The sequence below is a fragment of the Streptomyces sp. NPDC048481 genome (assembly GCF_043200075.1).
Classification (GTDB): domain Bacteria; phylum Actinomycetota; class Actinomycetes; order Streptomycetales; family Streptomycetaceae; genus Streptomyces.
Genome location: NZ_JBICXC010000002.1, coordinates 259,749 through 282,256, shown reverse-complemented (window position 1 = coordinate 282,256; position 22,508 = coordinate 259,749). Strand labels below are relative to the sequence as shown.

The 22,508-nt window shown below is 72.8% G+C and carries 22 protein-coding genes; 9 read left to right on the top strand and 13 right to left on the bottom strand.

The window, feature by feature from the left end:
• Nucleotides 1-183: 183 nt before the first annotated feature.
• Genes ACGFSH_RS07535 through ACGFSH_RS07525 form a run of 3 tightly spaced genes read right to left on the bottom strand, consistent with a single transcriptional unit; the run spans nt 184 to nt 3,308 of the window.
• Nucleotides 184-1,317, bottom strand: a complete 1,134-nt coding sequence (locus ACGFSH_RS07535; RefSeq protein WP_393345919.1) for an Mrp/NBP35 family ATP-binding protein — start codon at nt 1,315-1,317, stop codon at nt 184-186.
• Nucleotides 1,318-1,360: 43 nt separating this feature from the next.
• Nucleotides 1,361-1,984, bottom strand: coding sequence for a DUF1003 domain-containing protein (locus ACGFSH_RS07530; protein WP_393345917.1), 624 nt, complete (start codon nt 1,982-1,984; stop codon nt 1,361-1,363).
• The gene (locus ACGFSH_RS07525) at nt 1,974-3,308 is read right to left on the bottom strand and encodes a magnesium transporter MgtE N-terminal domain-containing protein (protein WP_393345915.1); all 1,335 of its coding nucleotides are present in this window, start codon (nt 3,306-3,308) and stop codon (nt 1,974-1,976) included. Before ACGFSH_RS07525 ends, ACGFSH_RS07530 begins: the two co-directional genes overlap by 11 nt.
• Before the next feature lie 214 nt (nt 3,309-3,522).
• Here ACGFSH_RS07525 and ACGFSH_RS07520 point away from each other — a divergent pair, with 214 nt between their 5' ends.
• A complete protein-coding gene (locus ACGFSH_RS07520) occupies nt 3,523-4,272 on the top strand; it encodes a hypothetical protein (protein ID WP_393345913.1) in 750 nt (249 codons plus the stop codon).
• Nucleotides 4,273-4,358: 86 nt separating this feature from the next.
• On the opposite strand, the gene ACGFSH_RS07515 is transcribed toward ACGFSH_RS07520, so the two are convergent.
• Together ACGFSH_RS07515 and ACGFSH_RS07510 are read right to left on the bottom strand one after the other, a co-directional pair.
• Nucleotides 4,359-4,889: a hypothetical protein gene (locus ACGFSH_RS07515; RefSeq protein ID WP_393345911.1), complete on the bottom strand. Its 531-nt coding sequence runs from the start codon at nt 4,887-4,889 to the stop codon at nt 4,359-4,361.
• Nucleotides 4,890-4,938: 49 nt separating this feature from the next.
• Nucleotides 4,939-6,069 (bottom strand): magnesium and cobalt transport protein CorA, encoded by a 1,131-nt coding sequence (locus ACGFSH_RS07510; protein WP_393345909.1) that lies wholly within the window; start codon nt 6,067-6,069, stop codon nt 4,939-4,941.
• A 553-nt stretch (nt 6,070-6,622) separates the two neighbouring features.
• On the opposite strand from ACGFSH_RS07510, the gene ACGFSH_RS07505 reads away from it, so the two are divergent.
• Nucleotides 6,623-7,207, top strand: coding sequence for a suppressor of fused domain protein (locus tag ACGFSH_RS07505; protein ID WP_393345907.1), 585 nt, complete (start codon nt 6,623-6,625; stop codon nt 7,205-7,207).
• 66 nt (nt 7,208-7,273) lie between these two features.
• Here the strand turns inward: ACGFSH_RS07505 and ACGFSH_RS07500 are convergent, their stop codons facing one another.
• The gene (locus ACGFSH_RS07500; protein ID WP_393345905.1) at nt 7,274-8,497 is read right to left on the bottom strand and encodes an MFS transporter; all 1,224 of its coding nucleotides are present in this window, start codon (nt 8,495-8,497) and stop codon (nt 7,274-7,276) included.
• Between the two features lie 267 nt (nt 8,498-8,764).
• Here ACGFSH_RS07500 and ACGFSH_RS07495 point away from each other — a divergent pair, with 267 nt between their 5' ends.
• The 3 genes from ACGFSH_RS07495 (at nt 8,765) to ACGFSH_RS07485 (ending at nt 11,038) form a co-directional block, all read left to right on the top strand.
• On the top strand, nt 8,765-9,406 hold the full coding sequence (locus ACGFSH_RS07495; protein ID WP_393345903.1) for a DUF6758 family protein: 642 nt from the start codon (nt 8,765-8,767) through the stop codon (nt 9,404-9,406).
• A 115-nt stretch (nt 9,407-9,521) separates the two neighbouring features.
• The gene (locus ACGFSH_RS07490) at nt 9,522-10,379 is read left to right on the top strand and encodes a PHP domain-containing protein (protein WP_393345901.1); all 858 of its coding nucleotides are present in this window, start codon (nt 9,522-9,524) and stop codon (nt 10,377-10,379) included.
• A gap of 53 nt (nt 10,380-10,432) precedes the next feature.
• Nucleotides 10,433-11,038 carry a MarC family protein gene (locus ACGFSH_RS07485; protein WP_329413356.1) on the top strand — a complete coding sequence of 202 codons (606 nt, stop codon included), beginning with the start codon at nt 10,433-10,435 and terminating at the stop codon, nt 11,036-11,038.
• A 71-nt stretch (nt 11,039-11,109) separates the two neighbouring features.
• On the opposite strand, the gene ACGFSH_RS07480 is transcribed toward ACGFSH_RS07485, so the two are convergent.
• On the bottom strand, nt 11,110-11,262 hold the full coding sequence (locus ACGFSH_RS07480) for a hypothetical protein (RefSeq protein WP_094103735.1): 153 nt from the start codon (nt 11,260-11,262) through the stop codon (nt 11,110-11,112).
• Nucleotides 11,263-11,466: 204 nt separating this feature from the next.
• Here ACGFSH_RS07480 and ACGFSH_RS07475 point away from each other — a divergent pair, with 204 nt between their 5' ends.
• Nucleotides 11,467-12,360, top strand: a complete 894-nt coding sequence (locus ACGFSH_RS07475) for an NYN domain-containing protein (protein WP_393345898.1) — start codon at nt 11,467-11,469, stop codon at nt 12,358-12,360.
• Nucleotides 12,361-12,466: 106 nt separating this feature from the next.
• Here ACGFSH_RS07475 and ACGFSH_RS07470 read toward each other — a convergent pair whose 3' ends face one another.
• Nucleotides 12,467-13,342: an alpha/beta fold hydrolase gene (locus tag ACGFSH_RS07470; RefSeq protein WP_393345896.1), complete on the bottom strand. Its 876-nt coding sequence runs from the start codon at nt 13,340-13,342 to the stop codon at nt 12,467-12,469.
• A 115-nt stretch (nt 13,343-13,457) separates the two neighbouring features.
• A complete protein-coding gene (locus ACGFSH_RS07465) occupies nt 13,458-16,250 on the bottom strand; it encodes a DEAD/DEAH box helicase (protein ID WP_393345894.1) in 2,793 nt (930 codons plus the stop codon).
• A 511-nt stretch (nt 16,251-16,761) separates the two neighbouring features.
• On the opposite strand from ACGFSH_RS07465, the gene ACGFSH_RS07460 reads away from it, so the two are divergent.
• Nucleotides 16,762-17,505: a ferritin-like fold-containing protein gene (locus ACGFSH_RS07460; RefSeq protein ID WP_393345892.1), complete on the top strand. Its 744-nt coding sequence runs from the start codon at nt 16,762-16,764 to the stop codon at nt 17,503-17,505.
• Nucleotides 17,506-17,714: 209 nt separating this feature from the next.
• Here ACGFSH_RS07460 and ACGFSH_RS07455 read toward each other — a convergent pair whose 3' ends face one another.
• The 4 genes from ACGFSH_RS07455 to ACGFSH_RS07440 all read right to left on the bottom strand — a co-directional run bounded on the left by ACGFSH_RS07455 (nt 17,715) and on the right by ACGFSH_RS07440 (nt 19,734).
• On the bottom strand, nt 17,715-17,984 hold the full coding sequence (locus tag ACGFSH_RS07455; RefSeq protein ID WP_393345890.1) for a hypothetical protein: 270 nt from the start codon (nt 17,982-17,984) through the stop codon (nt 17,715-17,717).
• A 267-nt stretch (nt 17,985-18,251) separates the two neighbouring features.
• Nucleotides 18,252-18,479 (bottom strand): DUF3107 domain-containing protein, encoded by a 228-nt coding sequence (locus ACGFSH_RS07450; RefSeq protein ID WP_020130831.1) that lies wholly within the window; start codon nt 18,477-18,479, stop codon nt 18,252-18,254.
• A 213-nt stretch (nt 18,480-18,692) separates the two neighbouring features.
• On the bottom strand, nt 18,693-19,334 hold the full coding sequence (locus ACGFSH_RS07445; protein ID WP_069771643.1) for a TetR/AcrR family transcriptional regulator: 642 nt from the start codon (nt 19,332-19,334) through the stop codon (nt 18,693-18,695).
• A gap of 181 nt (nt 19,335-19,515) precedes the next feature.
• The gene (locus ACGFSH_RS07440; RefSeq protein WP_393345888.1) at nt 19,516-19,734 is read right to left on the bottom strand and encodes a hypothetical protein; all 219 of its coding nucleotides are present in this window, start codon (nt 19,732-19,734) and stop codon (nt 19,516-19,518) included.
• 228 nt (nt 19,735-19,962) lie between these two features.
• Here ACGFSH_RS07440 and ACGFSH_RS07435 point away from each other — a divergent pair, with 228 nt between their 5' ends.
• Nucleotides 19,963-20,934, top strand: coding sequence for an alpha/beta fold hydrolase (locus ACGFSH_RS07435; protein WP_393345886.1), 972 nt, complete (start codon nt 19,963-19,965; stop codon nt 20,932-20,934).
• A 355-nt stretch (nt 20,935-21,289) separates the two neighbouring features.
• The gene (locus ACGFSH_RS07430; RefSeq protein ID WP_393345884.1) at nt 21,290-22,384 is read left to right on the top strand and encodes a DUF3152 domain-containing protein; all 1,095 of its coding nucleotides are present in this window, start codon (nt 21,290-21,292) and stop codon (nt 22,382-22,384) included.
• Nucleotides 22,385-22,508: the final 124 nt, after the last annotated feature.

Below are 22,508 nucleotides of genomic sequence, written 5' to 3'. Positions count from 1 at the left end.
TGGGGGGGGCGGGGCCCCCGGCCGGCCCGCCGCCCCCCCCCCCGCCGCCGCCCCCCCCCCGCCCCCCCCCGGCGGGGGGGGCCCCGGGGGCCCCGGCCCGCCCCCCCACTGTCGTCAGGCGGAGGGAGGGACGCGACCCGCGTGCGGGCCCGCGCCGTCCCCCGGAACCTGACGAAGCGGTCGCTAGAACTTGTTGCGCGGGGTGATGCCCAGCGACAGGCCCGACAGGCCGCGCTGGCGGCCGCCCAGCTTGCCGGCGATCGCGCGCAGGGCGGAGCCCGCCGGGGACTCGGGGTCGCTCAGGACGACCGGCCTGCCCTCGTCGCCGCCCTCGCGCAGCCGGACGTCGATCGGGATGGAGCCGAGGACCGGGACGTTCGCGCCGGTCGTGCGGGTGAGGCCGTCGGCGACCGTCTGGCCGCCGCCGGTGCCGAAGACGTCGACCATCTCCCCGCAGTGCGGGCAGGGCAGGCCGGACATGTTCTCGACCACGCCGACGATCTTCTGGTGGGTCTGCACGGCGATGGAGCCCGCCCGCTCGGCGACCTCGGCGGCCGCCTGCTGCGGGGTCGTCACGACGAGGATCTCGGCGTTCGGGACCAGCTGCGCCACGGAGATCGCGATGTCGCCGGTGCCCGGCGGCAGGTCGAGCAGCAGCACGTCCAGGTCGCCCCAGTAAACATCGGCAAGGAACTGCTGGAGCGCGCGGTGGAGCATCGGGCCGCGCCAGACGACCGGGGCGTTGCCCGGGGTGAACATGCCGATGGAGATGACCTTCACGCCGTTCGCGGACGGCGGCATGATCATGTTCTCGACCTGGGTGGGACGGCCGTCCGCGCCCAGCATGCGCGGCACGCTGTGGCCGTAGATGTCCGCGTCGACCACGCCCACCTTGAGGCCGTCGGCGGCCATCGCCGCGGCGAGGTTCACCGTCACCGACGACTTGCCGACGCCGCCCTTGCCGGAGGCGACCGCGTAGACGCGGGTCAGCGAGCCGGGCTTGGCGAAGGGGACCTCGCGCTCGGTCTGGCCGCCGCGCAGGGCGTTCGCCAGCTCCTTGCGCTGTTCGTCGCTCATCACGTCGAGGGTGACGTCGACGCGGGTGACGCCCTCCACGGCGGAGACCGCGTCCGTCACCCGCTGGGTGATCGTCTCGCGCATCGGGCAGCCGGAGACCGTCAGGTACACGGAGACCGCGACCGCCCCGTCCGCGCCGATCTCCACCGACTTCACCATCCCGAGCTCGGTGATGGGCCGGTTGATCTCGGGGTCGTTCACCGTCGCCAGTGCCTCGCGCACCGCGTCTTCGCTAGCCATAGGGACGATGGTACGGCGACCTGCGGGGACCGGGGTAAGCCCGTCACCGGTCGTCTACGTCACGTCCTCGCGACCGTTCTGCCGGGAATACGGCGTGTTCGCGGTGGCCGTCGCGCCGTTCCTCCAGCTCCTTGACCATGTCCTGCAACTCGGAGCGGATCCAGTCGCGGGTGGCGACCTCGCCCAGACCGATGCGCAGCGCGGCGATCTCCCTGGTCAGGTACTCGGTGTCGGCGATGGACCGCTCGTTGGACTTGCGGTCCTGTTCGAGGTTGACCCGGTCGCGGTCGTCCTGCCGGTTCTGCGCGAGCAGGATCAGCGGGGCCGCGTAGGAGGCCTGGAGCGACAGCATCAGCGTCAGGAAGATGAACGGGTAGTTGTCGAACCGCAGATCCGCCGGGGCGAAGACGTTCCACAGGACCCAGGCGATGATGACGATCGTCATCCAGACGATGAAGCGGCCGGTGCCCAGGAAGCGCGCGATGCGCTCCGACAGCCGCCCGAAGGCCTCCGGGTCCCACTCGGGCAGGATCCGGTGCCGGGGCGGCCGCGGCTGGTCCAGCCGGGCGCGGGTGCGGCCGGTCGCCGTGGCGCCCATCGGGGTGCGCTCCCGGCCCGTGCCGGCCTGGGCGCGCTCGCGGCCCGTGCCCTCGCGTTCAGGAGCCATGCCGACCGGCCCCCTCGGCGGCGCGCTCGCCCGCGGACCCGTCCTCGGACCCGTCCGCGGGCTCGCCCTCCAGGTGGAACTCCGTCTCGCGCCAGTCCTCCGGCAGCATGTGGTCCAGGACGTCGTCGACGGTCACCGCGCCGAGCAGCGAGCCCGCCTCGTCCACGACGGGCGCCGCGACCATGTCGTACGTCGCGAAGAACCCGGCGACGACCGGCAGGGCCGCGCCCGGTGCCAGGGCCTGCAGGTCGTCGTCGATGATCGAGCTGACCAGGGTGTACGGCGGATCGCGCAACAGCCGCTGGAAGTGGACCGTGCCCAGGTACTTGCCCGTCGGCGTCTCGTCGGGCGGACGGCAGACGTAGACCTGCGCGGCGAGCGCGGGGGACAGGTCCGGGTTGCGCACCCGGGCCAGGGCGTCGGCGACGGTGGCGTCGGGGCGCAGGACGATCGGCTCGGTGGTCATCAGCCCGCCCGCCGTGTGTTCCTCGTACGCCATCAGACGGCGCATGTCGGCCGCGTCGTCGGGCTGCATCAGGGACAGCAGCCGCTCCTTGTCCTCCTCCGGCAGCTCGGAGAGCAGGTCGGCCGCGTCGTCGGGGTCCATCGCCTCCAGGACGTCCGCCGCGCGCTCCTCCTTCAGCTTGCCGAGGATCTCGATCTGGTCGTCCTCCGGCAGCTCCTCCAGGACGTCGGCGAGGCGGTCGTCGTCGAGGGCGGCCGCCACCTCCGCGCGCCGCTTGGCCGACAGGTGGTGCAGGACGTTGGCGAGGTCGGCGGGGCGCAGCTGCTCGAACGTGGCGAGGAGGCTCTCCGCGCCCTGTCCGTGCTCCTCCAGCGAGAACCCGGTGACGGCCGACCACTCCACGGTCAGCGTCTCGCCCCTGGCCCGGCGGAAGGCGCTCGCCTTCTTGCCCTTGCGGACGAAGACGCGGTCGATCTCCCAGTCGCGGCGGGCCGGCAGCTGCTGCACGGACACGTCGAGGACGGTGACCTCCTCGCCGGTCTCCACGAGGGCGACGCGCCGGTCGAGCAGCTCCCCGAAGACCAGCCGCTCGGTGGGCCGCTGCTCGAAGCGGCGCACGTTGAGCACCCCGGTGGTGATGACCTGACCGGACTCGATGCCGGTGACGCGGGTCATGGGCAGGAAGATCCGGCGCCGGGTGGACAGTTCGACGACCAGCCCGAGCACGCGCGGCGGCCGCCGCCGCACGCGCAGCACGACGACGAGGTCGCGCACCCGCCCCACCTGGTCGCCGTTCGGATCGAACACGGGGATGCCCGAGAGGTGCGAGACGAAGATCCGCGGGGCTCCCGCTGCCATGACCGCCCCTCCTTGTCGTGCGCGCCGGTGGGGCGCGTTGTCGCCGGCGTTGCTCATTTCCCGATTGCCCGCTCGTGCGGGCTTCAGGCTAGCCCGTCCCGATCGGATACGCCCTGGTGGGGCGTCCGGACGGACTGGCTCCGCCCGGCCCGCGCGACCCCGGTACGCTGCCGTACGCCGCTCAGCAGACCCCCGCAGAAAGGCAGCCCTCCCTGTGACTGCGATTCCCCAGGGCCGTACGCGCCGGACCTCGTTGGTGAGCGCGGTGTGCGCGCTGGTCGTGGGCGTGGGGCTGGCCGGCTGCGGCGAGGATCCGGACGCGGGCACGAACGGGGTGGGCAAACTGCCGGCCGCGCGGATCCAGGAGAAGACCAAGGCGGCCGCCGGTTCCGTGGACGCGGTGCGGCTGTCGGGCAGCGTCGTCACCAGCGGGCGCACGTACCGGCTCGACATGCGTCTGAAGGCGGACGGCGGCGCCGGCTCGGTCACCGCGCAGGGGGCCACCTTCCATCTGCTGCGGGTGGGCGAGCAGCTGTTCCTCAAGGCGGACGCGGCGTTCTGGAAGAAGGAGGACGGCAAGTCCGGCGACGGCTCCGACACGGCGGCCGCCGACAAGCTCGACGGCAAGTACGTCAAGGTGCCGCCGGGCGACCCCTCGTATCGGAAGTTCAGCGGGTTCACGGACAAGGACCTCCTCCTCGACGGTCTGCTCACGCTGCACGGCGCGCTTGCCACCGACGGCCGCCACGAGCAGGACGGGGTGCGCACCGTCCGCATCACCGGCGACGGCGGCTCCGGCGGCAAGCTGGACGTGTCGCTGGAGGGCAAGCCCTACCCCCTGCTGCTGGAGCGCGCGGGCGGGGCCGGGACGCTGCGCTTCTCGTCCTGGGGCAAGGACTTCGCCCTGGAGGAGCCGGCGAAGGACCGGACCGTGGACTACGGCAAACAGCTCCCGACGTCCTGACCTCCCGCCGAGCGCGGCGACCGGACCACCAGGGCGACCGCGGGACCGGCGCGACCCGGGCGAGCGGCAGGGGGCCGGGCGGGGCGCTACTTGCGTCTGCGCCCGCGCAGCAGCAGCTTCGGCAGTCCGGCGGGCACCGGCTCGCGCGTGGTGGCGGGCGTGGGGACGGGCCGGGCGGCGAGGCTGTCCTCCGGAAGCGGCGAGGTGGCGCCGGTCGGCTCCAGGCGCAGCACCCGGCACTCGCGCGCCCAGCGCCCGGTCATGGCCTCGCCGTCGGGCGCGTTCAGCCGCTTGCCCTTCAGCTCGGCGACGGCGGCCTCCCAGGCCTCGGAGCCGGGCGCGAGCCCGGTCACCGTCGCCGTCCAGGTGACCAGCCGGCCGCCCTTGTCCTTGCTGCGCACCGTGACCTCGGCCGAGCCGCCCTCGACGAGTCCGGGCAGCGGCTGCTCGCCGGGCCCGTCGCCGACCAGGCAGGCCGCGCCGTCGTGCCACACGTGCCACAGCGCCCGCGCGGCCGTCTCCCGCCCGCCCCGGACCCAGACGAGGCCGGACTTCTTCGTGGCCTCCTCGACGAGGGTCCGGTCGACGAGGGCCTCTCCGAGCAGCTCGCTTGTCATGCCGCCCAGCCTATCCGGGGGCCGTCCGGGCGGGGCCCCGGCGACGCCCTCACAGCCAGCCGTTGCGCTTGAGCGTGCGGTGGATGCCCACACAGAGGGCCACCATGGCCGACATGACGACGGGATAGCCGTACTTCCAGTGCAGTTCCGGCATGTAGTCGAAGTTCATCCCGTACACCCCGCACACCATCGTCGGCACGGCGATGATGGCGGCCCAGGACGTGATCTTGCGCATGTCCTCGTTCTGCGCGACGGAGGCCTGCGCGAGGTTGGCCTGGAGGATCGAGTTGAGCAGTTCGTCGAAGCCGATCACCTGCTCCTGGACCCGGGCGAGGTGGTCGGCGACGTCGCGGAAGTACTTCTGGATGTCGGGGTCGACCAGCCGCATCGGCCGTTCGCTCAGCAGCTGCATCGGCCGCAGCAGCGGCGACACCGCCCGCTTGAACTCCAGCACCTCACGCTTGAGTTGATAGATCCGGCCGGCGTCCGTGCCGCGCGGGGTGCCCTTGCGGCCCGGCGAGAACACCTCGGTCTCGACCTCGTCGATGTCGTCCTGCACGGCGTCCGCGACGGCGATGTAGCCGTCGACGACATGGTCGGCGATGGCGTGCAGCACCGCCGAGGGGCCCTTGGCGAGCAGTTCGGGGTCGTCCTGAAGGCGGTGGCGCAGTCCGCGCAGGGAGCCCTTGCCGCCGTGCCGGACGGTGATGAAGAAGTCCTTGCCGGTGAAGCACATGACCTCACCGCTCTCCACGACCTCGCTGTTGGCCGTGAGCCGGTCGTGCTCCAGGTAGTGGATCGTCTTGAAGACGGTGAACAGGGAGTCGTCGTAGCGCTCCAGCTTGGGCCGCTGGTGCGCCTGCACCGCGTCCTCCACGGCCAGCGGGTGCAGCCCGAACTCGGCCGCGATACCCGCGAATTCGGCCTCGGTCGGCTCGTGCAGGCCGATCCACACGAAGCCGCCGTCGCGCCGCACCTGGCGCATGGCCTCCTGCGGGGTCGGCGCCTGCGGGAAGACGATGCGCGAGCCGTCGCGGTAGACGGCGCAGTCGACGACGGCCGAGGGGGTGGCCGGGTCGCGGGTGGTGTCGTAGGCGCCGGTGTCCGTACGCCCGCCCCCCTTGCGCAGGGAGGGGCGGGCGGGGCGGACGACGGCACGGAGGTCGCGGATCATCGACATGGCAGGCTCCTTCGCGATGAGCAAAGAAAGACCGCCACGACGGATGGAACTGCCCGGAATGAGGACGTCCTGACTGGGGGGCTCCCGGCCCTTCGGACCGGGAAAGGGTTTGGCACGTCCACAAAGCGGGGAGCACCGCTCCGTCGCGGTGGCGAGCTTCGCTGCTGAATCAGACCGGAGTGATCTGGCAGATCGGACCGGCCGGACCGATCGGGCAGATCAAGGCAAAGAACGAAACGAAGTGCTCTTCCGCTGAAGAGGAGCGCGACAGACGGCGACCAGCCGGAGGCGAAGAGGCCAGAGCAGCGATGTCAGCGGCGGGAAGAGCGAGTGGTACTGCACGGGTGACTTCGATCCATGACAGCCCCACCTCCTCCAGCCGGTCCCTCGTAAGGGAGTCTCGTCTGCGTCGGGGCGAGCGGGCGTTTCCCCGGAGTCTGGAAACCGGGAGATGCCCATCGCGTGTTGCCCCGAACCACCGGGCCAGAGTACCAGTCACCCGAAGTGTCAAGGCGCTGCTTTGCCCCGCCCTGACGAGTTCTATGCTCGCCGCATGGCTGATGTTCTTCCTCTGGTCGAGGCCCGTCTGCGTTCCGCGCTGGGCGAGCCGGACGCACGCGCCGCGGTCACCTTCCTCGGCGCGGACCGCGTCGAGGTGCTGCGCTTCCACGAGGGCGACGTCGTCCGCTACGCCACGCTCGGCATGTCCGCGCAGCCGATGAGCGATCCCACGGCGGTGATCGCGGATCCGGTGCGGGGCCCGCGCGCGGAACTGCTCCTGTCCGTCCGGCCGGGCGGCGCCGACACCGACAAGGTGCTCCGTCCGCTCGCCGTGCTCGCGGCGTCCCCGCAGGTCGAGGGGGTGGTCGTGGCTCCGGGTGCGTCCCTGGACGTGGGCGGGCCGCTGTGGCCCGGGGCCGCGTTCACCTCGGTCCTGGTCGCCGAGCCGGGCGGGCTGGTCGAGGACCTGGAGCTGGACGAGCCCCTCGACCCGGTCCGCTTCCTGCCGCTGCTGCCCATGACCCCCAACGAGGCCGCCTGGAAGCGCGTCCACGGCGCCCAGGCCCTTCAGGAGCGCTGGCTGACGAACGGGACGGACCTGCGGGACCCGTCCCGCACATCCGTCCCGCTCGGCTGACGCCCGTGAGGAACGTCACCAACTCTCCGCCCGGTAAGGCCGGTTGACCCGCCGGGAGGCCCGGCCTCAGTTCGCGAACACCGTGACCGAGTCCTCCGTCGCGTGCCGCGGCTCCAGCTCCCGCGCCTCGTGGGTCAGCGCCCTGCGCCGTACGAGGACCACGACCGCGCCGAGCACCGCGGTGAGCGCCGCGACCACGAACGGCATGTGGATGTCGGTCCATTCCTCGATCTTCGGCGCGAAGAAGGGCGCGGCCGCGGCCGCGAACCACCGCACGAAGTTGTAGCCGGCGCTCGCCACCGGACGCGGGGCGTCCGACACGCCGAGCGCCAACTCGGTGTAGACCGTGTTGTTCACGCCGATGAACGCGCCGGACAGGATCGTGCAGACGACGGCCGTGGTGTGGTCGCCGTAGCCGAGGACGAGCACGTCGGCGGCGAGCAGCAGCAGCGAGCCGCCGAGGACCTTCAGGGAACCGAACCGCTTCTGGAGCCGCGGCGCCACGAGCACCGAGAAGACGGCGAGCAGCACACCCCAGGCGAAGAACACCGCGCCCGACTTGTAGGGGCTCATGTTCAGCACGAACGGGGTGAAGGCCAGCACGGTGAAGAACGTGTAGTTGTAGAAGAACGCCGAGGCGGCGGCGGAGGCGAGCCCGCCGTGACCGAGCGCCTTCAGCGGGTCGAGCAGCGAGGTCCTGCGGGCCGGCCTGGGCTGTTCCTTCAGGAACGCCGTGATGCACAGGAAGCCGATCGCCATCAGGAACGCGGTGCCGAAGAACGGGTAGCGCCAGCTGGCGTCGCCGAGCACCGCGCCCAACAGGGGGCCGCAGGCCATGCCGAGGCCGAGGGCCGACTCGTACAGCAGGATGGCGGCCGCGCTGCCGCCGGCCGCCGCGCCGACGATCACGGCGAGGGCGGTGGAGACGAAGAGCGCGTTGCCCAGTCCCCAGCCGGCGCGGAAGCCGACGAGTTCGGCGACCGAGTCCGAGGTGCCCGCGAGGCCCGCGAAGACGACCACGAGGGCCAGGCCGAGCAGCAGGGTGCGACGTCCGCCGATGCGGCTGGAGACGAATCCGGTGACCAGCATCGCGAGCGCGGTGATGAGGAAGTACGAGGTGAAGAGCAGGGAGACCTGGCTCGCCGTGGCGTGCAGGCCCTGGGCGATGGACGGCAGGATCGGGTCGACCAGGCCGATGCCCATGAAGGCGACGACGGAGGCCCCGGCCGTCGCCCACACCGCCTTCGGCTGTCGCAGGATGCTTCCGGCTCCGGCGTCGAACGTGTCCATGATTCCTCTCGGCCCTAGATGGTTGGTATTTACACATACTAAGTTAGATCGCCTAACGGATGCAAGCTACATCTATATCGCGGCGAGCGGGCGATCCGCCGGCGAACGGCCGACGGGCGGCGGGCGTCCCGCAGGTGTCCCGGCGGGCGCCCCGCCGCCGTTCCGCCGGGCTTCCGGCGGCGTTCCGCCGGCCTTCCCCGGCCGGATTCCGTCCGGACGGGTGATCGTCCTTGACGTGGGCGGGATCGGGTAGGACCGTGGGGCTCTATGAGGGGCGAACCCAGTTGCCCGAAGTGTGGTGGCCGGGTCAGGGCTCCCGGACTCTTCGCCGATTCCTGGCAGTGCGACGTGCACGGGGCGGTCCATCCGCTGCAGCCCGTGATCCCGCCCAGCGTCGAGGCCCTCGGCGTCGTCGTGCACCGCACGCAGGTACCCGTGTGGATGCCGTGGCCGTTGCCGGTCGGCTGGCTCTTCACCGGTGTGACATACGCGGGCGACGACCGCAGCGGCGGCCGCGCCACCGCGGTCGCCTGCACGGGGCCCGGCCCGCTCGGCGGCGTGGGTGAGCTGATCCTGATCGCCGAGGAACTCGGCGTCGGTCTCGGCGCGCGCTACGCCGGTGTGGACGGACCCGATCCGGGGCCCTACATGAGCGTCGAGAAACCCCCGCAGGCCAAGGTGCTCGCCGCCGGCCGCCCCACCCCCCTCTGGCATGTCTCCGCCACCCCGGACGACCGCGCGGTGTTCGCGGGCGAGGCCCGGGGGCTGTGGCTGTGGGCGGTGGTCTGGCCCGAGCAGTCCGGGCTGCTGATGTACGACGAACTGGTGCTGACGGACCTGAGGGACGCGGGAGCGGAGGTCGAGCTGGTCCCGTGCGGAGCCCTGTCGCCCCGCCTGCTCAAGCCGTAGCGCCCACCCCGCGCATGTAGGGGGTGCTCGGCGGTTTCGGGTGTGACATGAGGGGGTCGGCCACCGGCTATGCTGGGGCGTCCCCATCCGTCCGTCACCGTCTGGAGCCCGCGTCGTGCGCATCGACCTGCACTGCCACTCCACGGCGTCCGACGGTACGGACACCCCGGCCGAGCTGGTCCGCAACGCGGCGGCCGCCGGTCTGGACGTCGTTGCGCTGACCGACCACGACACCACCCGCGGACACGCGGAGGCCGTCGCCGCGCTGCCCTCGGGGCTCACGCTCGTGACCGGCGCCGAGCTGTCCTGCCGGATCGACGGCGTCAGCATGCACATGCTCGCCTACCTCTTCGACCCCGAGGAGCCCGCCCTGCTCGCCGAGCGCGAGCTGGTGCGCGACGACCGGGTGCCCAGGGCGCGCGCGATGGTGGCCAAGCTGAACGGACTGGGCGTACCCGTCACCTGGGAGCAGGTGGCGCGGATCGCGGGGGAGGGGTCCGTCGGACGTCCGCACGTGGCCGCCGCCCTGGTCGAGCTGGGCGTCGTCCCCACCGTGAGCGACGCCTTCACCCAGGACTGGCTGGCCGACGGCGGGCGCGCCTACGCCGAGAAGCACGAGACCGACCCGTTCGAGGCGATCCGGCTGGTCAAGGGCGCGGGCGGGGTCACCGTGTTCGCCCACCCGGCCGCCGCCAAGCGGGGGCGCACGGTGCCGGAGTCGGCGATCGCCGAGCTGGCCGCCGCCGGCCTCGACGGCATCGAGGTCGACCACATGGACCACGACGCGGACACGCGGGGACGGCTGCGCGGGCTGGCGAAGGACCTGGGACTGCTGGTCACCGGCTCCTCGGACTACCACGGCAGCCGCAAGACCTGCGAGCTGGGCGAGTACACGACCGACCCCGAGGTGTACGGGGAGATCACCCGGCGCGCCACGGGAGCGTTCCCGGTCCCGGGCGCCGGCGGAGCCTGAGGCCCGTCCTCGCGTCCCCCTTCTGACTTCTTCCCCGCAAGGCTCTCGCACTGATGTTCGACGTCGCCGTCTTCGGCTCCCTGTTCCTCACCCTTTTCGTCATCATGGATCCCCCCGGGATCACCCCGATCTTCCTCGCCCTGACCGCCGGTCGCCCCGGCAAGGTGCAGAAGCGGATGGCCTTCCAGGCGGTCTGCGTGGCGGGCGGCGTCATCGCCGTCTTCGGGCTGCTGGGCCACCAGATCCTGAACTACCTGCACGTCTCGGTGCCCGCGCTGATGATCGCGGGCGGACTGCTGCTCCTGCTGATCGCGCTCGACCTGCTCACCGGCAAGACCGACGAGCCCAAGCAGACCAAGGACGTCAACGTCGCCCTCGTCCCGCTGGGCATGCCCCTGCTGGCCGGACCGGGCGCGATCGTCTCCGTCATCCTTGCCGTGCAGAAGGCCGACAGCGTCGCCACACAGGTCTCGGTGTGGGCGGCGATCCTCGCCATCCACGTGGTCCTGTGGGTGGTCATGCGGTACTCGCTGCTGATCATCCGGGTCATCAAGGACGGCGGCGTGGTCCTGGTGACCCGCCTCGCCGGCATGATGCTCTCCGCGATCGCCGTCCAGCAGATCATCAACGGCATCACCCAGGTCGTCCGCGGAAGCTGAACGGTCCCCTGCACACAGAGCCCCCCACGGCCTGGCCGTGGGGGGCTCTGAAAATCTGTACGGGACCCGTGTTATGAGGCCGAGGCGTCGGCCGGACGGATCCACAGCCGCTGCCCGATGGCGGCGGCCTGCTGAACGATCCGGTTGACGGAGGCGGCGTCCACGACGGTGCTGTCCACGGGCGTGCCGTCGACGTCGTCGAGTCGCATGATTTCGAAGCGCATTGCTTCTCCCTTCGTCTGGTCATCCCCCTCGCGGAGGATTGCTGTGCGTGCTGCTACATGAGTAGTCAACGCGGCGCATGTTACGAACATTCCCTACGCTAAAGAAATTTTTCGAACGACTAATTACTAACGAGTAAGGGGGTTTGCGGAGACTGAACGGGACCGGTTGTGTTCGCAGCGTGACCACCGGGACAATGGGGGGCGATGAACGACGACCTCCCGGCCCTCGCCGCCCGTATCGACCGCACGAACGAGCTGCTCACCCGCATGCTCGCCGAGGTGGCCAAGACGCCCTCGACCCACGCGATCTTCGTCGACGCGGGATACCTCTACGCGGCGGCGGGACGCCTGGTGGCCGGGACCGAGGACCGCCGGGCCTTCGACCTCGACGCCGAGGGCCTCATCGAGGCGCTCATCGACCGCGCCCGCTCGATCTTCGCCGACAGCCGCCTGCTGCGCGTCTACTGGTACGACGGCGCCCGGCGCCGCATCCACACCGCCGAGCAGCAGTCCATCGCCGAGCTGCCGGACGTCAAGGTGCGCCTGGGCAACCTCAACGCCAACAACCAGCAGAAGGGCGTCGACTCGCTCATCCGCACGGATCTGGAGTCCCTGGCCCGCCACCGTGCCATCAGCGACGCGGCCCTGCTGGGCGGCGACGAGGACCTCGTCTCGGCCGTCGAGGCCGCCCAGGGGTACGGCGCGCGCGTCCACCTGTGGGGCATCGAGGCGCCGGACGGCCGCAATCAGGCCGAGCCGCTGCTCTGGGAGGTGGACAGCCAGCGCACCCTCGACCTCGACTTCTTCAAGCCGTACGTCTCACGGCGTACCGTCGCCTACGACGCGGGCGGCGCGAGCCGACCCAGCCGGGAGGCCGTGCGCTTCGTCGGGGCGCAGGTCGCGGCGAAATGGCTGGTGGCGCGGGGCAGGGAGACGCTGGCCGAACTGCTGCCGGGTCACCCCTACCTCCCCGGCTCCGTGGACCAGGACCTCCTCGTGGAGGCCGAGGGCATCCTTCAGTACTCTCTGCGCGGCCAGGCCGACCTCAGGCGATCGCTGCGCGACGGCTTCTGGGAGCACGTGCGGACGCAGTACTAGGGCGCGTGCCAGGCGTCGCCCGGCAGACGGGACTTTCGGAACACGCCCCAGGGCGGTGCACCGCGTCCCATCCGTGCGCGGGGTCGGTGCGGCCGGCCGGGTCGGTTCAGTGGCTGCGGTCCCAGAAGTCGGCCAGTGCGTGGGCCGTCGGCAGGGGCTTGTCCAGGTTCGGCGAATGCTCGGCGCCCGGCACGACCGTGCGGTGCGCGTCCAGGTCCACGGCCATCGCGTCCAGGAGCGGCACCGGCCAGGTGTCGTCCCGCGCGCCCGACAGGACGTGCATCGGCAGCGGCACCGCCGCCAGCTCGCCCACGCGGTCCGGTTCGGCGTACAACTGACGTCCGGTCGCGAGGAGTTGGGCGGGCTTGTGATTGAGCCAGCGCAGCCGCATCTGGTCCAGCTTGCCGAAGCCGTGGGCCGGGCCGCCGACCTCCTCGGGCGGCCCCATCGCCAGGATCGCCGCCCACACCTGCGGCATGGACATCACCGCGAGCGCGTCGTGCAGCAGTTTCACCCGCTGCTTCTGGGACTCCGAGATCTCGCCGGGGCCCGAGGACATGAGCGTGAACGAGACGAAGGGGGAGTGGTCCAGCAGTACGGCGGCCCGGGCGATCTGTCCGCCCAGGGAGTGCCCCAGCAGATGCACCGGGGCATCGAGGGCGGCCGCCTGCGCGAGCACGTCCCTCGCCAACTCGACCTGTGCGTAGGGGGATTCGTCCTCCACGGGGCCGTCGGACTCGTTCTGGCCGCGGCCGTCCACGGCGACGCTCCGGTAGCCGCGAACCGCCAGCGGCGCGTGCATCCGGTGGAAGTCCTCCTTGCTGCCGGTGAAGCCGGGCAGCAGCAGCGCGACACCGCGGGGCTCGACACCGGCGGCAACGGGCGAGTCGACGACGGCGAACTCGCCGCGGTCGGTGCGCAGCGCGTACGCCCGCGCGCCGGGAGGGGGCGGGAAGGGGGTGGCGATGGTCGGCCTGGTCACGTGCCGAGGCTACCGGCAGAGATCGCGGCGCGCCCTCGCCGGGACCCGCTCAGCGGAACGCCGACGGCCCGGCCCCTCGTGAGAGGGACCGGGCCGACGGGTCGTGCGGGTTCGCTCAGCCCTCCGCGGGCTCCGCGGCGGCCGTCGCCTTGCGGGCGCGGCGCACCCGGGGCTTCGCCTCGGCCGCTGCTTCGGCCTCGGCGGGGGCCGGGGCGGTGGCGGCGGTCTTGCGGGTGCGGCGCGGCTTGGCGGGTTCCGCTTCCTGGGTGGCCTGGGCCGGGATGTCGACGGCGGTTTCCGCCGGGGCGGCCGTCTTGCGGGTGGTGCGGCGGCGCGGCTTGGCCTCCGCGGCCTCGGCCGTGTCGACCGCTGCCTCGGCCGGGGCGGCCGCTGCCTTGCGGGTGCGGCGCGGCTTGGCCTCGACGGTCTCGGCGGCCGGCTGGGCTTGCGTCGCCTTGACGGCGGTGGCGGCCGTCTTGCGGGTGCGGCGCGGCTTGGCCTCCGCGGCCTCGGCCGTGTCGACCGCCGCCTCGGCCGGGGCGGCCGCTGCCTTGCGGGTACGGCGCGGCTTGGCCTCGACGGTCTCGGCGGCCGGCTGGGCTTGCGTCGCCTCGACGGCGGTGGCGGCCGTCTTGCGGGTGCGGCGCGGCTTGGTCTCCGCGCTCTCCACGCCCTCAGCCGTGTCCACGGCGGCCTCCGCCGGGGCGGCGGCCTTGCGCGTGGCGCGCCGGCGCGGCTTGGCCTCGACGGCCTCGGCCGTGTCGACCGCGCCCGGTGCGGTGGCCGCTGCTTCGGCCTCGGCGGGGGCCGGGGCGGTGGCGGCGGTCTTGCGGGTGCGGCGCGGCTTGGCGGGTTCCGCTTCCTGGGTGGCCTGGGCCGGGATGCCGACGGCGGTTTCCGCCGGGGCGGCCGTCTTGCGGGTGGTGCGGCGGCGCGGCTTGGCCTCCGCGGCCTCGGCCGTGTCGACCGCCGCCTCGGCCGGGGCGGCCGCTGCCTTGCGGGTACGGCGCGGCTTGGCCTCGGCCGCCGGAGCCTCGACGACTGCGGCCTCGACGACTGCAGTCTCGACGACTGCGGTCTCGACCGCGGCCTCGGTCGGCGCCGTCGCCTTTCGGGTGCGGCGGCGGGGCTTGGCCTGGGTGCTGTCCGCGGCCTCCGCCGTGTCGACGACGGCCTCGGCCGCGGGGGCCTCGGCGGCCGGCAGCTCAGTGACCGTGACGGCGGGCGCGGCCTCGGCGGCCCGGCGGGTACGGCGGCGGCGCGGCTTCGCCGCGTCCTCCGTCGCCTCCTGCGCAGGGACGCTCAGGGTGTCCGGGGCAGGGCTCTCGACCGTCGCCACCGCGGCCACGGCGGCGGGGGCGACGGCGTCGGTCACGGTCGTCGCGGCCGCGAGCTCCGGTGCGGAGCCCGTGCGGGTGCGGCGACGGCGTCGCGGGGTGCGCGTCGCGGTGGTCTCGTCCGCCGGCTGCTGCGCGGCCGCGGGGACCTGCTCGGTGCCGGCGGTCCCGGCGGGCGCGGACGTCGCGTCGAGGGGGGCGCCGTTGCGCGTGCGGCGGCGGCGACGCGGCGTGCGCGCCGAACGCTCACGCTCGTCGGACTGCTCAGCGGGCCGGTCGCCCGGACGCGAACCGTTGCGGCCGCCGCGGTCGCCCCGGTCGCCACGTCCGCCGCGGTCCCGGCCGCCACGGTCGTTGCGACCGCGTGCGCCCCGGCCGCCCGGCTCGCCCAGGTCCTCGAGCTCCTCGGCGTCGAGTCCGGCACGCGTACGCTCCGCGCGCGGCAGGATGCCCTTGGTGCCGGCCGGGATGCCGAGGTCCTCGTAGAAGTGCGGAGAGGTGGAGTACGTCTCCGGCGGGTCGCTGAAGTCGAGCTCCAGCGCCTTGTTGATGAGCTGCCAGCGCGGGATGTCGTCCCAGTCGACCAGCGTGATCGCGATGCCCTTGGCGCCCGCGCGGCCGGTGCGGCCGATGCGGTGCAGGTACGTCTTCTCGTCCTCGGGGGACTGGTAGTTGATGACGTGCGTGACGCCTTCGACGTCGATGCCGCGGGCGGCGACGTCGGTGCAGACGAGGACGTCGACCTTGCCGTTGCGGAACGCGCGCAGCGCCTGCTCGCGGGCGCCCTGGCCGAGGTCGCCGTGGACGGCGCCGGAGGCGAAGCCGCGCTGCTGGAGCTGGTCGGCCAGGTCGGCCGCCGTGCGCTTGGTACGGCAGAACACCATGACCAGGCCGCGGCCCTCCGCCTGGAGGATGCGCGCGACCATCTCGGGCTTGTCCATGTTGTGCGCGCGGTACACGTGCTGCTTGGTGTTCGCCACGGTCCGGCCGGCGTCGTCGGGCGACGTGGCGTTGATGTGCGTGGGCTGCGACATGTAGCGGCGGGCGAGGCTGATGACCGCGCCCGGCATGGTCGCCGAGAACAGCATGGTCTGGCGCTTGGCCGGAAGCATGTTGATGATCTTCTCGACGTCGGGCAGGAAGCCCAGGTCGAGCATCTCGTCGGCCTCGTCGAGCACGAGCGACCTGATGTGCTTGAGGTCGAGCTTGCGCTGACCGGCGAGGTCCAGCAGTCGGCCCGGGGTGCCGACGACGACGTCGACGCCCTTCTTCAGGGCCTCGACCTGCGGCTCGTAGGCGCGGCCGCCGTAGATGGCGAGGACGCGCACGTTGCGGACCTTGCCCGCGGTCAGCAGGTCGTTGGTGACCTGGGTGCACAGCTCGCGCGTGGGGACGACGACGAGCGCCTGCGGGGCGTCCGTGAGGGACTCGGGCGCGGCGCGGCCGGCCTCGACGTCGGCGGGGACCGTCACCCGCTCGAGGAGCGGGAGGCCGAAGCCCAGCGTCTTGCCGGTGCCGGTCTTGGCCTGTCCGATGACGTCCGAGCCCGACAGGGCCACGGGGAGCGTCATCTCCTGGATGGGGAAGGCGGTGGTGATGCCGACGGCCTCCAGGGCCTCGGCGGTCTCGGGAAGGATTCCGAGCTCTCGAAACGTCGTAGTCAGGGTGCTGCCTCTTCTGTGTGCGCGGTGCGAGGCGAGCGCGGGGGTCTTTGACGGACCGTGCCGGGGACGTCGGCGGCCTTACGGGCGAGCCGTGAGGGCAAGCCGTTCGGCACGGGACCACTGCCGACGCTCGAGCGCTCGTACCGCTGGAGGGTGTCCCTCTGGCCTGCGTACGCGATGTGCCGTACGAGCCATGAGGGCTGTCGGGTCGGAGCCGATCGGGCCACCGACCGGGCATCCTCATACGTGCGGCCCGTCGAATATTCGGCAGGCGCATTACCACCATACCCCGGAATCGTGCACATGCGATGGCCGATCCGGTCACGTTGTGGTTGTCACAGTGCCGGGCCCGGTCCCGTACGTCTTCGTCGTCACACTGACTGACCAGGGACTTCCACCGTGCGGGGAGCGGGCTATTGTGCGCTTCATGACGACCTCTGACAAGCCCGAGAACACCGCCCCCGCAACCGGGATCGCCGCCCAGGACTGGGCGACGGCCGCCGCCGACCCGCAGTACCGGGCCGCCGTCGTGGACCTGCTGGGTGCGCTGGCCTACGGCGAGCTGGCGGCGTTCGAGCGGCTCGCGGAGGACGCCAAACTGGCGCCCACCCTGGAGGACAAGGCCGAGCTGGCGAAGATGGCGTCGGCCGAGTTCCACCACTTCGAGCGGCTGCGCGACCGGCTGACGGAGATCGGTGAGGAGCCGACGGCGGCGATGGAGCCGTTCGTCGCCGCGCTGGACGGCTTCCACAAGCAGACGGCTCCGTCGGACTGGCTGGAAGGCCTGGTCAAGGCCTACGTCGGCGACTCGATCGCCAGTGACTTCTACCGGGAGGTCGCGGCGCGGCTCGACGGGGACACCCGGGGCCTGGTGCTGGCGGTGCTCGACGACACCGGTCACGCCGGCTTCGCCGTGGACCGGGTGCGGGGCGCGATCGACGCCGATCCGCGCGTGGGCGGACGGCTCGCGCTGTGGGCGCGTCGGCTGATGGGCGAGGCCCTGTCCCAGTCCCAGCGGGTGGTCGCGGACCGCGACGCCCTGTCGACGATGCTGGTGGGCGGGGTGGCGGACGGCTTCGACCTCGCGGAGGTGGGCCGCATGTTCTCCCGGATCACCGAGGCGCACACCAAGCGGATGGCTGCGCTGGGGCTGGCCGCCTAGGACGGCGACGCGGCGGGGCCGGCCACCACGCAGTCGACGTCGTGGCGCCGGCCGCCACGGAACCTCGGGACCGGGTCCGCGCGCGGCGGTCCTTCACGGGCCGTCGGTGGGCTCGCGGGCCGTCGGCGCTCTTCCTGGGCCGTCGGTGGGGTCTCAGGTCGGCTCAGGGCTCGTGGGCCGGGGGTTCGGGCTCACGGGCCGGGGTTCGGTCACGCCGGGGCTGATCGGCGCCGGCGCAGGCCGGCCGGGCGCAGGAGCAGCGAGAGCGAGGCGGCGGAGACGGTCGCCGCGCCCAGGAGGCTCGGCAGGGCCGATCCCGGTCCGAGTGCGCTGTGGGTGACGAAGTCGCCGAACAGGGCTCCCGCGACGCCCGTCGCGTAGACGAGGGTGCGGACCGGCAGGCGGTGCGAGAGGCGGGTGAGCGCCGCCCACGCGAGCACGACACCGAGCACAGCTGAGCCGAGCGCTTCCAAGATCATGTAGGTCCCTCCCAGACGCCGGGGCTGTGCACCGTGGTCGTAGCCCGTCATACCCGTGACCTGCGAAAGGCAATCCTCACTTCGCGGGCGGTCCGCGCCCGGTGCGAGGTGCCGACGCCGACGACGGGTACCCCCGTTCGCGAATGCCACTACGGGCGGTTCTTTGCAGGAGGGCGACGGCGAGCAACGTCCGCCGGGGCGGTGGGACGGTGAACGCGGGAGGGCCCGGCGACCTCTCGGTCGCCGGGCCCTCCCGCGTTCGTTCGCCTACAGAGCGCCGAAGCCCACCTTGCGCGGGGCGGGCTCGCCCAGCTCGACGTAGGCCAGACGGTCGGCCGGAACCAGGACCTTGCGGCCGTGCTGGTCCACGAGGCTGAGCAGCTGTGACTTCCCGGCCAGGGCCTCGGCCACCACGCGCTCGACCTCCTCGGGAGTCTGACCGCTCTCCAGAACGATCTCGCGAGGCGCGTGCAGCACGCCGATCTTGACCTCCACGGCTATGTCCCTCCGACGGTCACGAGGTGCGCGGGCGTCCGCGCCGTACGCTGCACACATTAGCCCGGTGAGGGGACGTGCACGGCCCGGCCGTCCACGCCAGGAGCGAACAGCGGGCGGGAACAAACGGCCGACCGCCCGCGCGGGCGGCGTTCGGCCCCCCCCGGTCGGCGCTGCCGGGGGCTCCGGGGGCAGCGCCGACCGGCTCCGGGGTCAGTGCTGGTCGGTGCCGTGCAGCGGGAAACCGGCGATGCCCCGCCAGGCCAGCGAGGCCAGCAGCTGCACCGCCTGGTCGCGCGGGACGCTGCGGTCGCTGTGCAGCCAGGAGCGCGCCACGACCTGCGCGAGGCCGCCCAGGCCGGAGGCGAGGAGCATCGACTCCGCGCGCGAGAGGCCGGTGTCCTCGGCGATGACCTCGCAGATCGCCTCGGCGCACTCGGTGGTCACCTTGTCGACGCGCTCGCGCACCGCGGGCTCGTTCGTCAGGTCCGACTCGAAGACCAGGCGGAACGCGCCGCCGTCGTCCTCCACGTACGCGAAGTACGCGTCCATGGTGGCCCGGACGCGCTGCTTGTTGTCCGTGGTCGAGGCGAGCGCGCCGCGCACGGCCTGGATGAGGGACTCGCAGTGCTGGTCCAGCAGGGCCAGGTACAGGTCGAGCTTGCCCGGGAAGTGCTGGTAGAGCACGGGCTTGCTGACGCCGGCCCGCTCGGCGATGTCGTCCATCGCGGCCGCGTGATAGCCCTGTGCGACGAAGACTTCCTGGGCGGCGCCCAGCAGCTGGTTCCGTCGGGCACGGCGCGGCAGGCGAGTGCCCCGCGGGCGCGCCGCCTCTGTCTGCTCGATGGCTGTCACGCCGCCTCCCAAAGTCGTCCCTCATGCGGTGAGCGCCGCGCCGCCATCGTACTTTTCGGTAACCGTCGTGCGCGCGGTGCGAGCGCAGAATTTCACGGACTGGACGACGGCAGAAGCGGTAGAGACGGTTTCGAAACATCACGTTCCGGGCATACTGGCGTCCCGCTCCAGCTCAGCGCCGTCAGCGATAGTCCTCCTCCTCGAGCGGCACCACGCGCGCCTGTTCGACGAGATCCGCCTCGTCGGCCCGCGCGGGATCCACGTCCTCCAGGGGGTCGTCGCGCTCGGGCTTGACGTCCGTGGACTGCTCGGCGGCGTCGTTCTCCGGCGCCTCGACGTCGATCTCCCCGAAGTCGTCGTCCTCTTCGAACGTCCCCGGGTCGGTGGGGTCAACGGCCATGACGGGCTCCCTTCCTGCGAAAGCCCCGCGAGGTGCGGGGGCCACTAGCGGGTGCCCTCGGTACGAGCCTAGGAGACACCCGATTCGGACGCTATGCGATCGCTGTGCAGGGTGCCCCCGATTCGCGCCGGTATGGCGCGGCCGCGGCGGCCGGCCGACGGATGTTCGGGCCATGCCTGTGACGGCGAACACACAAGGGCGCGTGTGATCGTCTCGTAACATTGCCGCATGTCTTCGACCGAGCTGCCCTCCGTGCCGCCCACCAGTGTGCTGCCGAAGGCGATCGCGGTACGGGTCGCGGAGGGCGAGCGGCTGCGGTCGGTCCGGCTGCCGGGCGTCACGCTGACGGTGCGTTCCCGGCCGCCCGCGCGCGAAGGGCTCCCGCCCGCGTTCTACGTGCACGGTCTGGGCGGCTCCTCGCAGAACTGGTCCGCGCTGATGGCCCTGCTCGACGGGGTCGTGGCCAGCGAGGCCGTCGACCTGCCCGGCTTCGGTGACTCCCCGCCGCCGGACGACGGCGACTACTCCCTCACGGCGCACGCGCGTGCCGTGATCCGCTGTCTCGACGCCTCCGGGCGCGGCCCCGTCCACCTCTTCGGCAACTCCCTCGGCGGCGCGGTGTGCACGCGCGTGGCGGCGGTCCGGCCCGACCTGGTGCGCACCCTGACCCTGGTCTCCCCCGCCCTGCCGGAACTGCGGGTGCAGCGCACCGCGGTGCCCACCGGGCTGGTCGGACTGCCCGGCGTCGCCGCCCTCTTCAGCCGGTTCACCCGTGAGTGGACGGCCGAGCAGCGCGTCCGCGGCGTCATGGCGCTCTGCTACGGCGATCCCGCGCTGGTGAGTCCCGAGGCGTTCCGGCACGCGGTGCAGGAGCTGGAGCGGCGGCTGCAACTGCCCTACTTCTGGGACGCGTTGACGCGTTCCACGCGCGGGCTGCTCAACGCCTACACCCTGGGCGGCCAGCACGGGCTGTGGCGGCAGGCCGAGCGGGTCCTCGCCCCGACGCTGCTCGTCTACGGCGGCCGTGACCAGCTCGTCGGCTTCCGCATGGCGCAGCGGTCCGCCCGCGCCTTCCGCGACTCCCGGCTGCTCACCCTGCCGGACGCCGGCCACGTCGCGATGATGGAGTACCCCGAGACGGTCGCGTCGGCCTTCCGGGAGCTCCTGGCCGAGACCTCGACCGAGAAGTCCGGGGGCTGAGGCCGACGTGGGACGCCACAGCCGGCGCGGGCCCGCCCCCAAGGGCGGCACCAAGGGTGACGTCAAGGGCGGCGCCGAAGGCTCTCCCGACGTACCGCCACCGGGGCCCTCGCGGGGGCCTTCGCAGCACGACACCAGGGGCGCCGGCGCGCGGTCCTCGTACCCCCGGCACGAAGGGCCGTCCGGGCAGGGAGCGCCCCCTTCCTCCGGTTCTCCCGGGTTCACCGGGTTCCCCGGCTTTCCCGACGCAACGCCCGGCGGCGGGATCCCGCAGGTGCGCGGAGGCCACCCCGAGCAGCGGGAAGCCGGTGGCGGCTGGGGTGAGCCGAGACAGCGAGCGGGTACCGGGCAGCCCGTGATACCGCGACAACGACCCGCTTCCGACGGCGGCCCGCGCAGGAACCCCCGCAGAGGCCCCCGCGAGGACTACCTCGCGGCCTTCGACGAGGACGAGGACGACGTCTTCGCCCGCCCGGCGACGCTCTACCCGCCGCGCGCGCGGGAGGCACGGGAGGGAACTCCGCACGCCGCGACCGCCGGAACGCGCACCGTCACCCGCGACGCCCGCCCGGCCGCGCCGGCCGACGTCGACGCGGCCGGCGGCACGGCGTCCACCGGCGTGCCCGCCCCCGCCAAGGGCGCCAAGGGCGCCAAGGGGCGCACGTTCACCGGCATCGCGGCCGCCGCCGTCACCACGGTGCTGGCCGTCGTGGTGGCCGGGCAGGTCACCGACGGACGCGACGACGACATCGTCCGCCCGCAGGCGGCGGCCGGCCGCGCAGGCGCCGTCGACGACACCACGCGCGGGGACGACCGGCCCACCCCCTCGGCGTCCACCGGCGCGGTCACGCTCACCTACGCGCAGAAGATGGCCGCCCGGTACCCCTTGAGCGCCCGGCTGAAGGGCCCAGGCGCCTTCGACGCGGTCCCGGGTGTCGCGAAGGCCCCCGGCAAGGGCCGCAAGTACACCTACCGCGTCGACGTGGAGCAGGGCCTCGGACTCGACGGCGCGCTCTTCGCCGAAGCCGTGCAGCAGACGCTCAACGACGACCGCAGCTGGGCCCACGGCGGTGCGCGCACCTTCGAGCGGATCCACTCGGGCCAGCCCGACTTCGTCATCACGCTCGCCAGCCCCGGCACCACCGCCGTCTGGTGCGCCAAGTCGGGGCTGGACACCACCGAGGACAACGTCTCCTGCGACTCGGCGTCCACCGAGCGCGTGATGATCAACGCCTACCGGTGGGCGCAGGGCTCGAAGACCTTCGGCGACCGGATGTACGCCTACCGGCAGATGCTGATCAACCACGAGGTCGGTCACCGGCTCGGCTTCGGCCACGTCACCTGCGACAAGGACGGCGAACTCGCGCCCGTCATGCAGCAGCAGACGAAGTTCCTCGACCACGACGGCATCCACTGCCTGCCCAACCCCTGGGCCTTCCCCGGGCGTTGACGAAGCGTCGCAGTTCGCCCCGGGTCCTGCCGTGAGCCACGGCGGGGCCCGGCGCACCTGCCGCGGCGTGACGTCGCATGCGGCAGTGTGACATCGCGTGGCCGGCTGATCTCTTAGCGCGAGC

Bases quoted from the DNA above. Each gene is read 5' to 3' on its own strand.
- ACGFSH_RS07535 (WP_393345919.1), bottom strand. From the start codon at position 1,317: ATGGCTAGCGAAGACGCGGTGCGCGAGGCACTGGCGACGGTGAACGAC.
- ACGFSH_RS07530 (WP_393345917.1), bottom strand. From the start codon at position 1,984: ATGGCTCCTGAACGCGAGGGCACGGGCCGCGAGCGCGCCCAGGCCGGC.
- ACGFSH_RS07525 (WP_393345915.1), bottom strand. From the start codon at position 3,308: ATGGCAGCGGGAGCCCCGCGGATCTTCGTCTCGCACCTCTCGGGCATC.
- ACGFSH_RS07515 (WP_393345911.1), bottom strand. From the start codon at position 4,889: ATGACAAGCGAGCTGCTCGGAGAGGCCCTCGTCGACCGGACCCTCGTC.
- ACGFSH_RS07510 (WP_393345909.1), bottom strand. From the start codon at position 6,069: ATGTCGATGATCCGCGACCTCCGTGCCGTCGTCCGCCCCGCCCGCCCC.
- ACGFSH_RS07505 (WP_393345907.1), top strand. From the start codon at position 6,623: ATGGCTGATGTTCTTCCTCTGGTCGAGGCCCGTCTGCGTTCCGCGCTG.
- ACGFSH_RS07500 (WP_393345905.1), bottom strand. From the start codon at position 8,497: ATGGACACGTTCGACGCCGGAGCCGGAAGCATCCTGCGACAGCCGAAG.
- ACGFSH_RS07495 (WP_393345903.1), top strand. From the start codon at position 8,765: ATGAGGGGCGAACCCAGTTGCCCGAAGTGTGGTGGCCGGGTCAGGGCT.
- ACGFSH_RS07485 (WP_329413356.1), top strand. From the start codon at position 10,433: ATGTTCGACGTCGCCGTCTTCGGCTCCCTGTTCCTCACCCTTTTCGTC.
- ACGFSH_RS07480 (WP_094103735.1), bottom strand. From the start codon at position 11,262: ATGCGCTTCGAAATCATGCGACTCGACGACGTCGACGGCACGCCCGTG.
- ACGFSH_RS07475 (WP_393345898.1), top strand. From the start codon at position 11,467: ATGAACGACGACCTCCCGGCCCTCGCCGCCCGTATCGACCGCACGAAC.
- ACGFSH_RS07465 (WP_393345894.1), bottom strand. From the start codon at position 16,250: ATGACGCTCCCCGTGGCCCTGTCGGGCTCGGACGTCATCGGACAGGCC.
- ACGFSH_RS07455 (WP_393345890.1), bottom strand. From the start codon at position 17,984: ATGATCTTGGAAGCGCTCGGCTCAGCTGTGCTCGGTGTCGTGCTCGCG.
- ACGFSH_RS07440 (WP_393345888.1), bottom strand. From the start codon at position 19,734: ATGGCCGTTGACCCCACCGACCCGGGGACGTTCGAAGAGGACGACGAC.
- ACGFSH_RS07435 (WP_393345886.1), top strand. From the start codon at position 19,963: ATGTCTTCGACCGAGCTGCCCTCCGTGCCGCCCACCAGTGTGCTGCCG.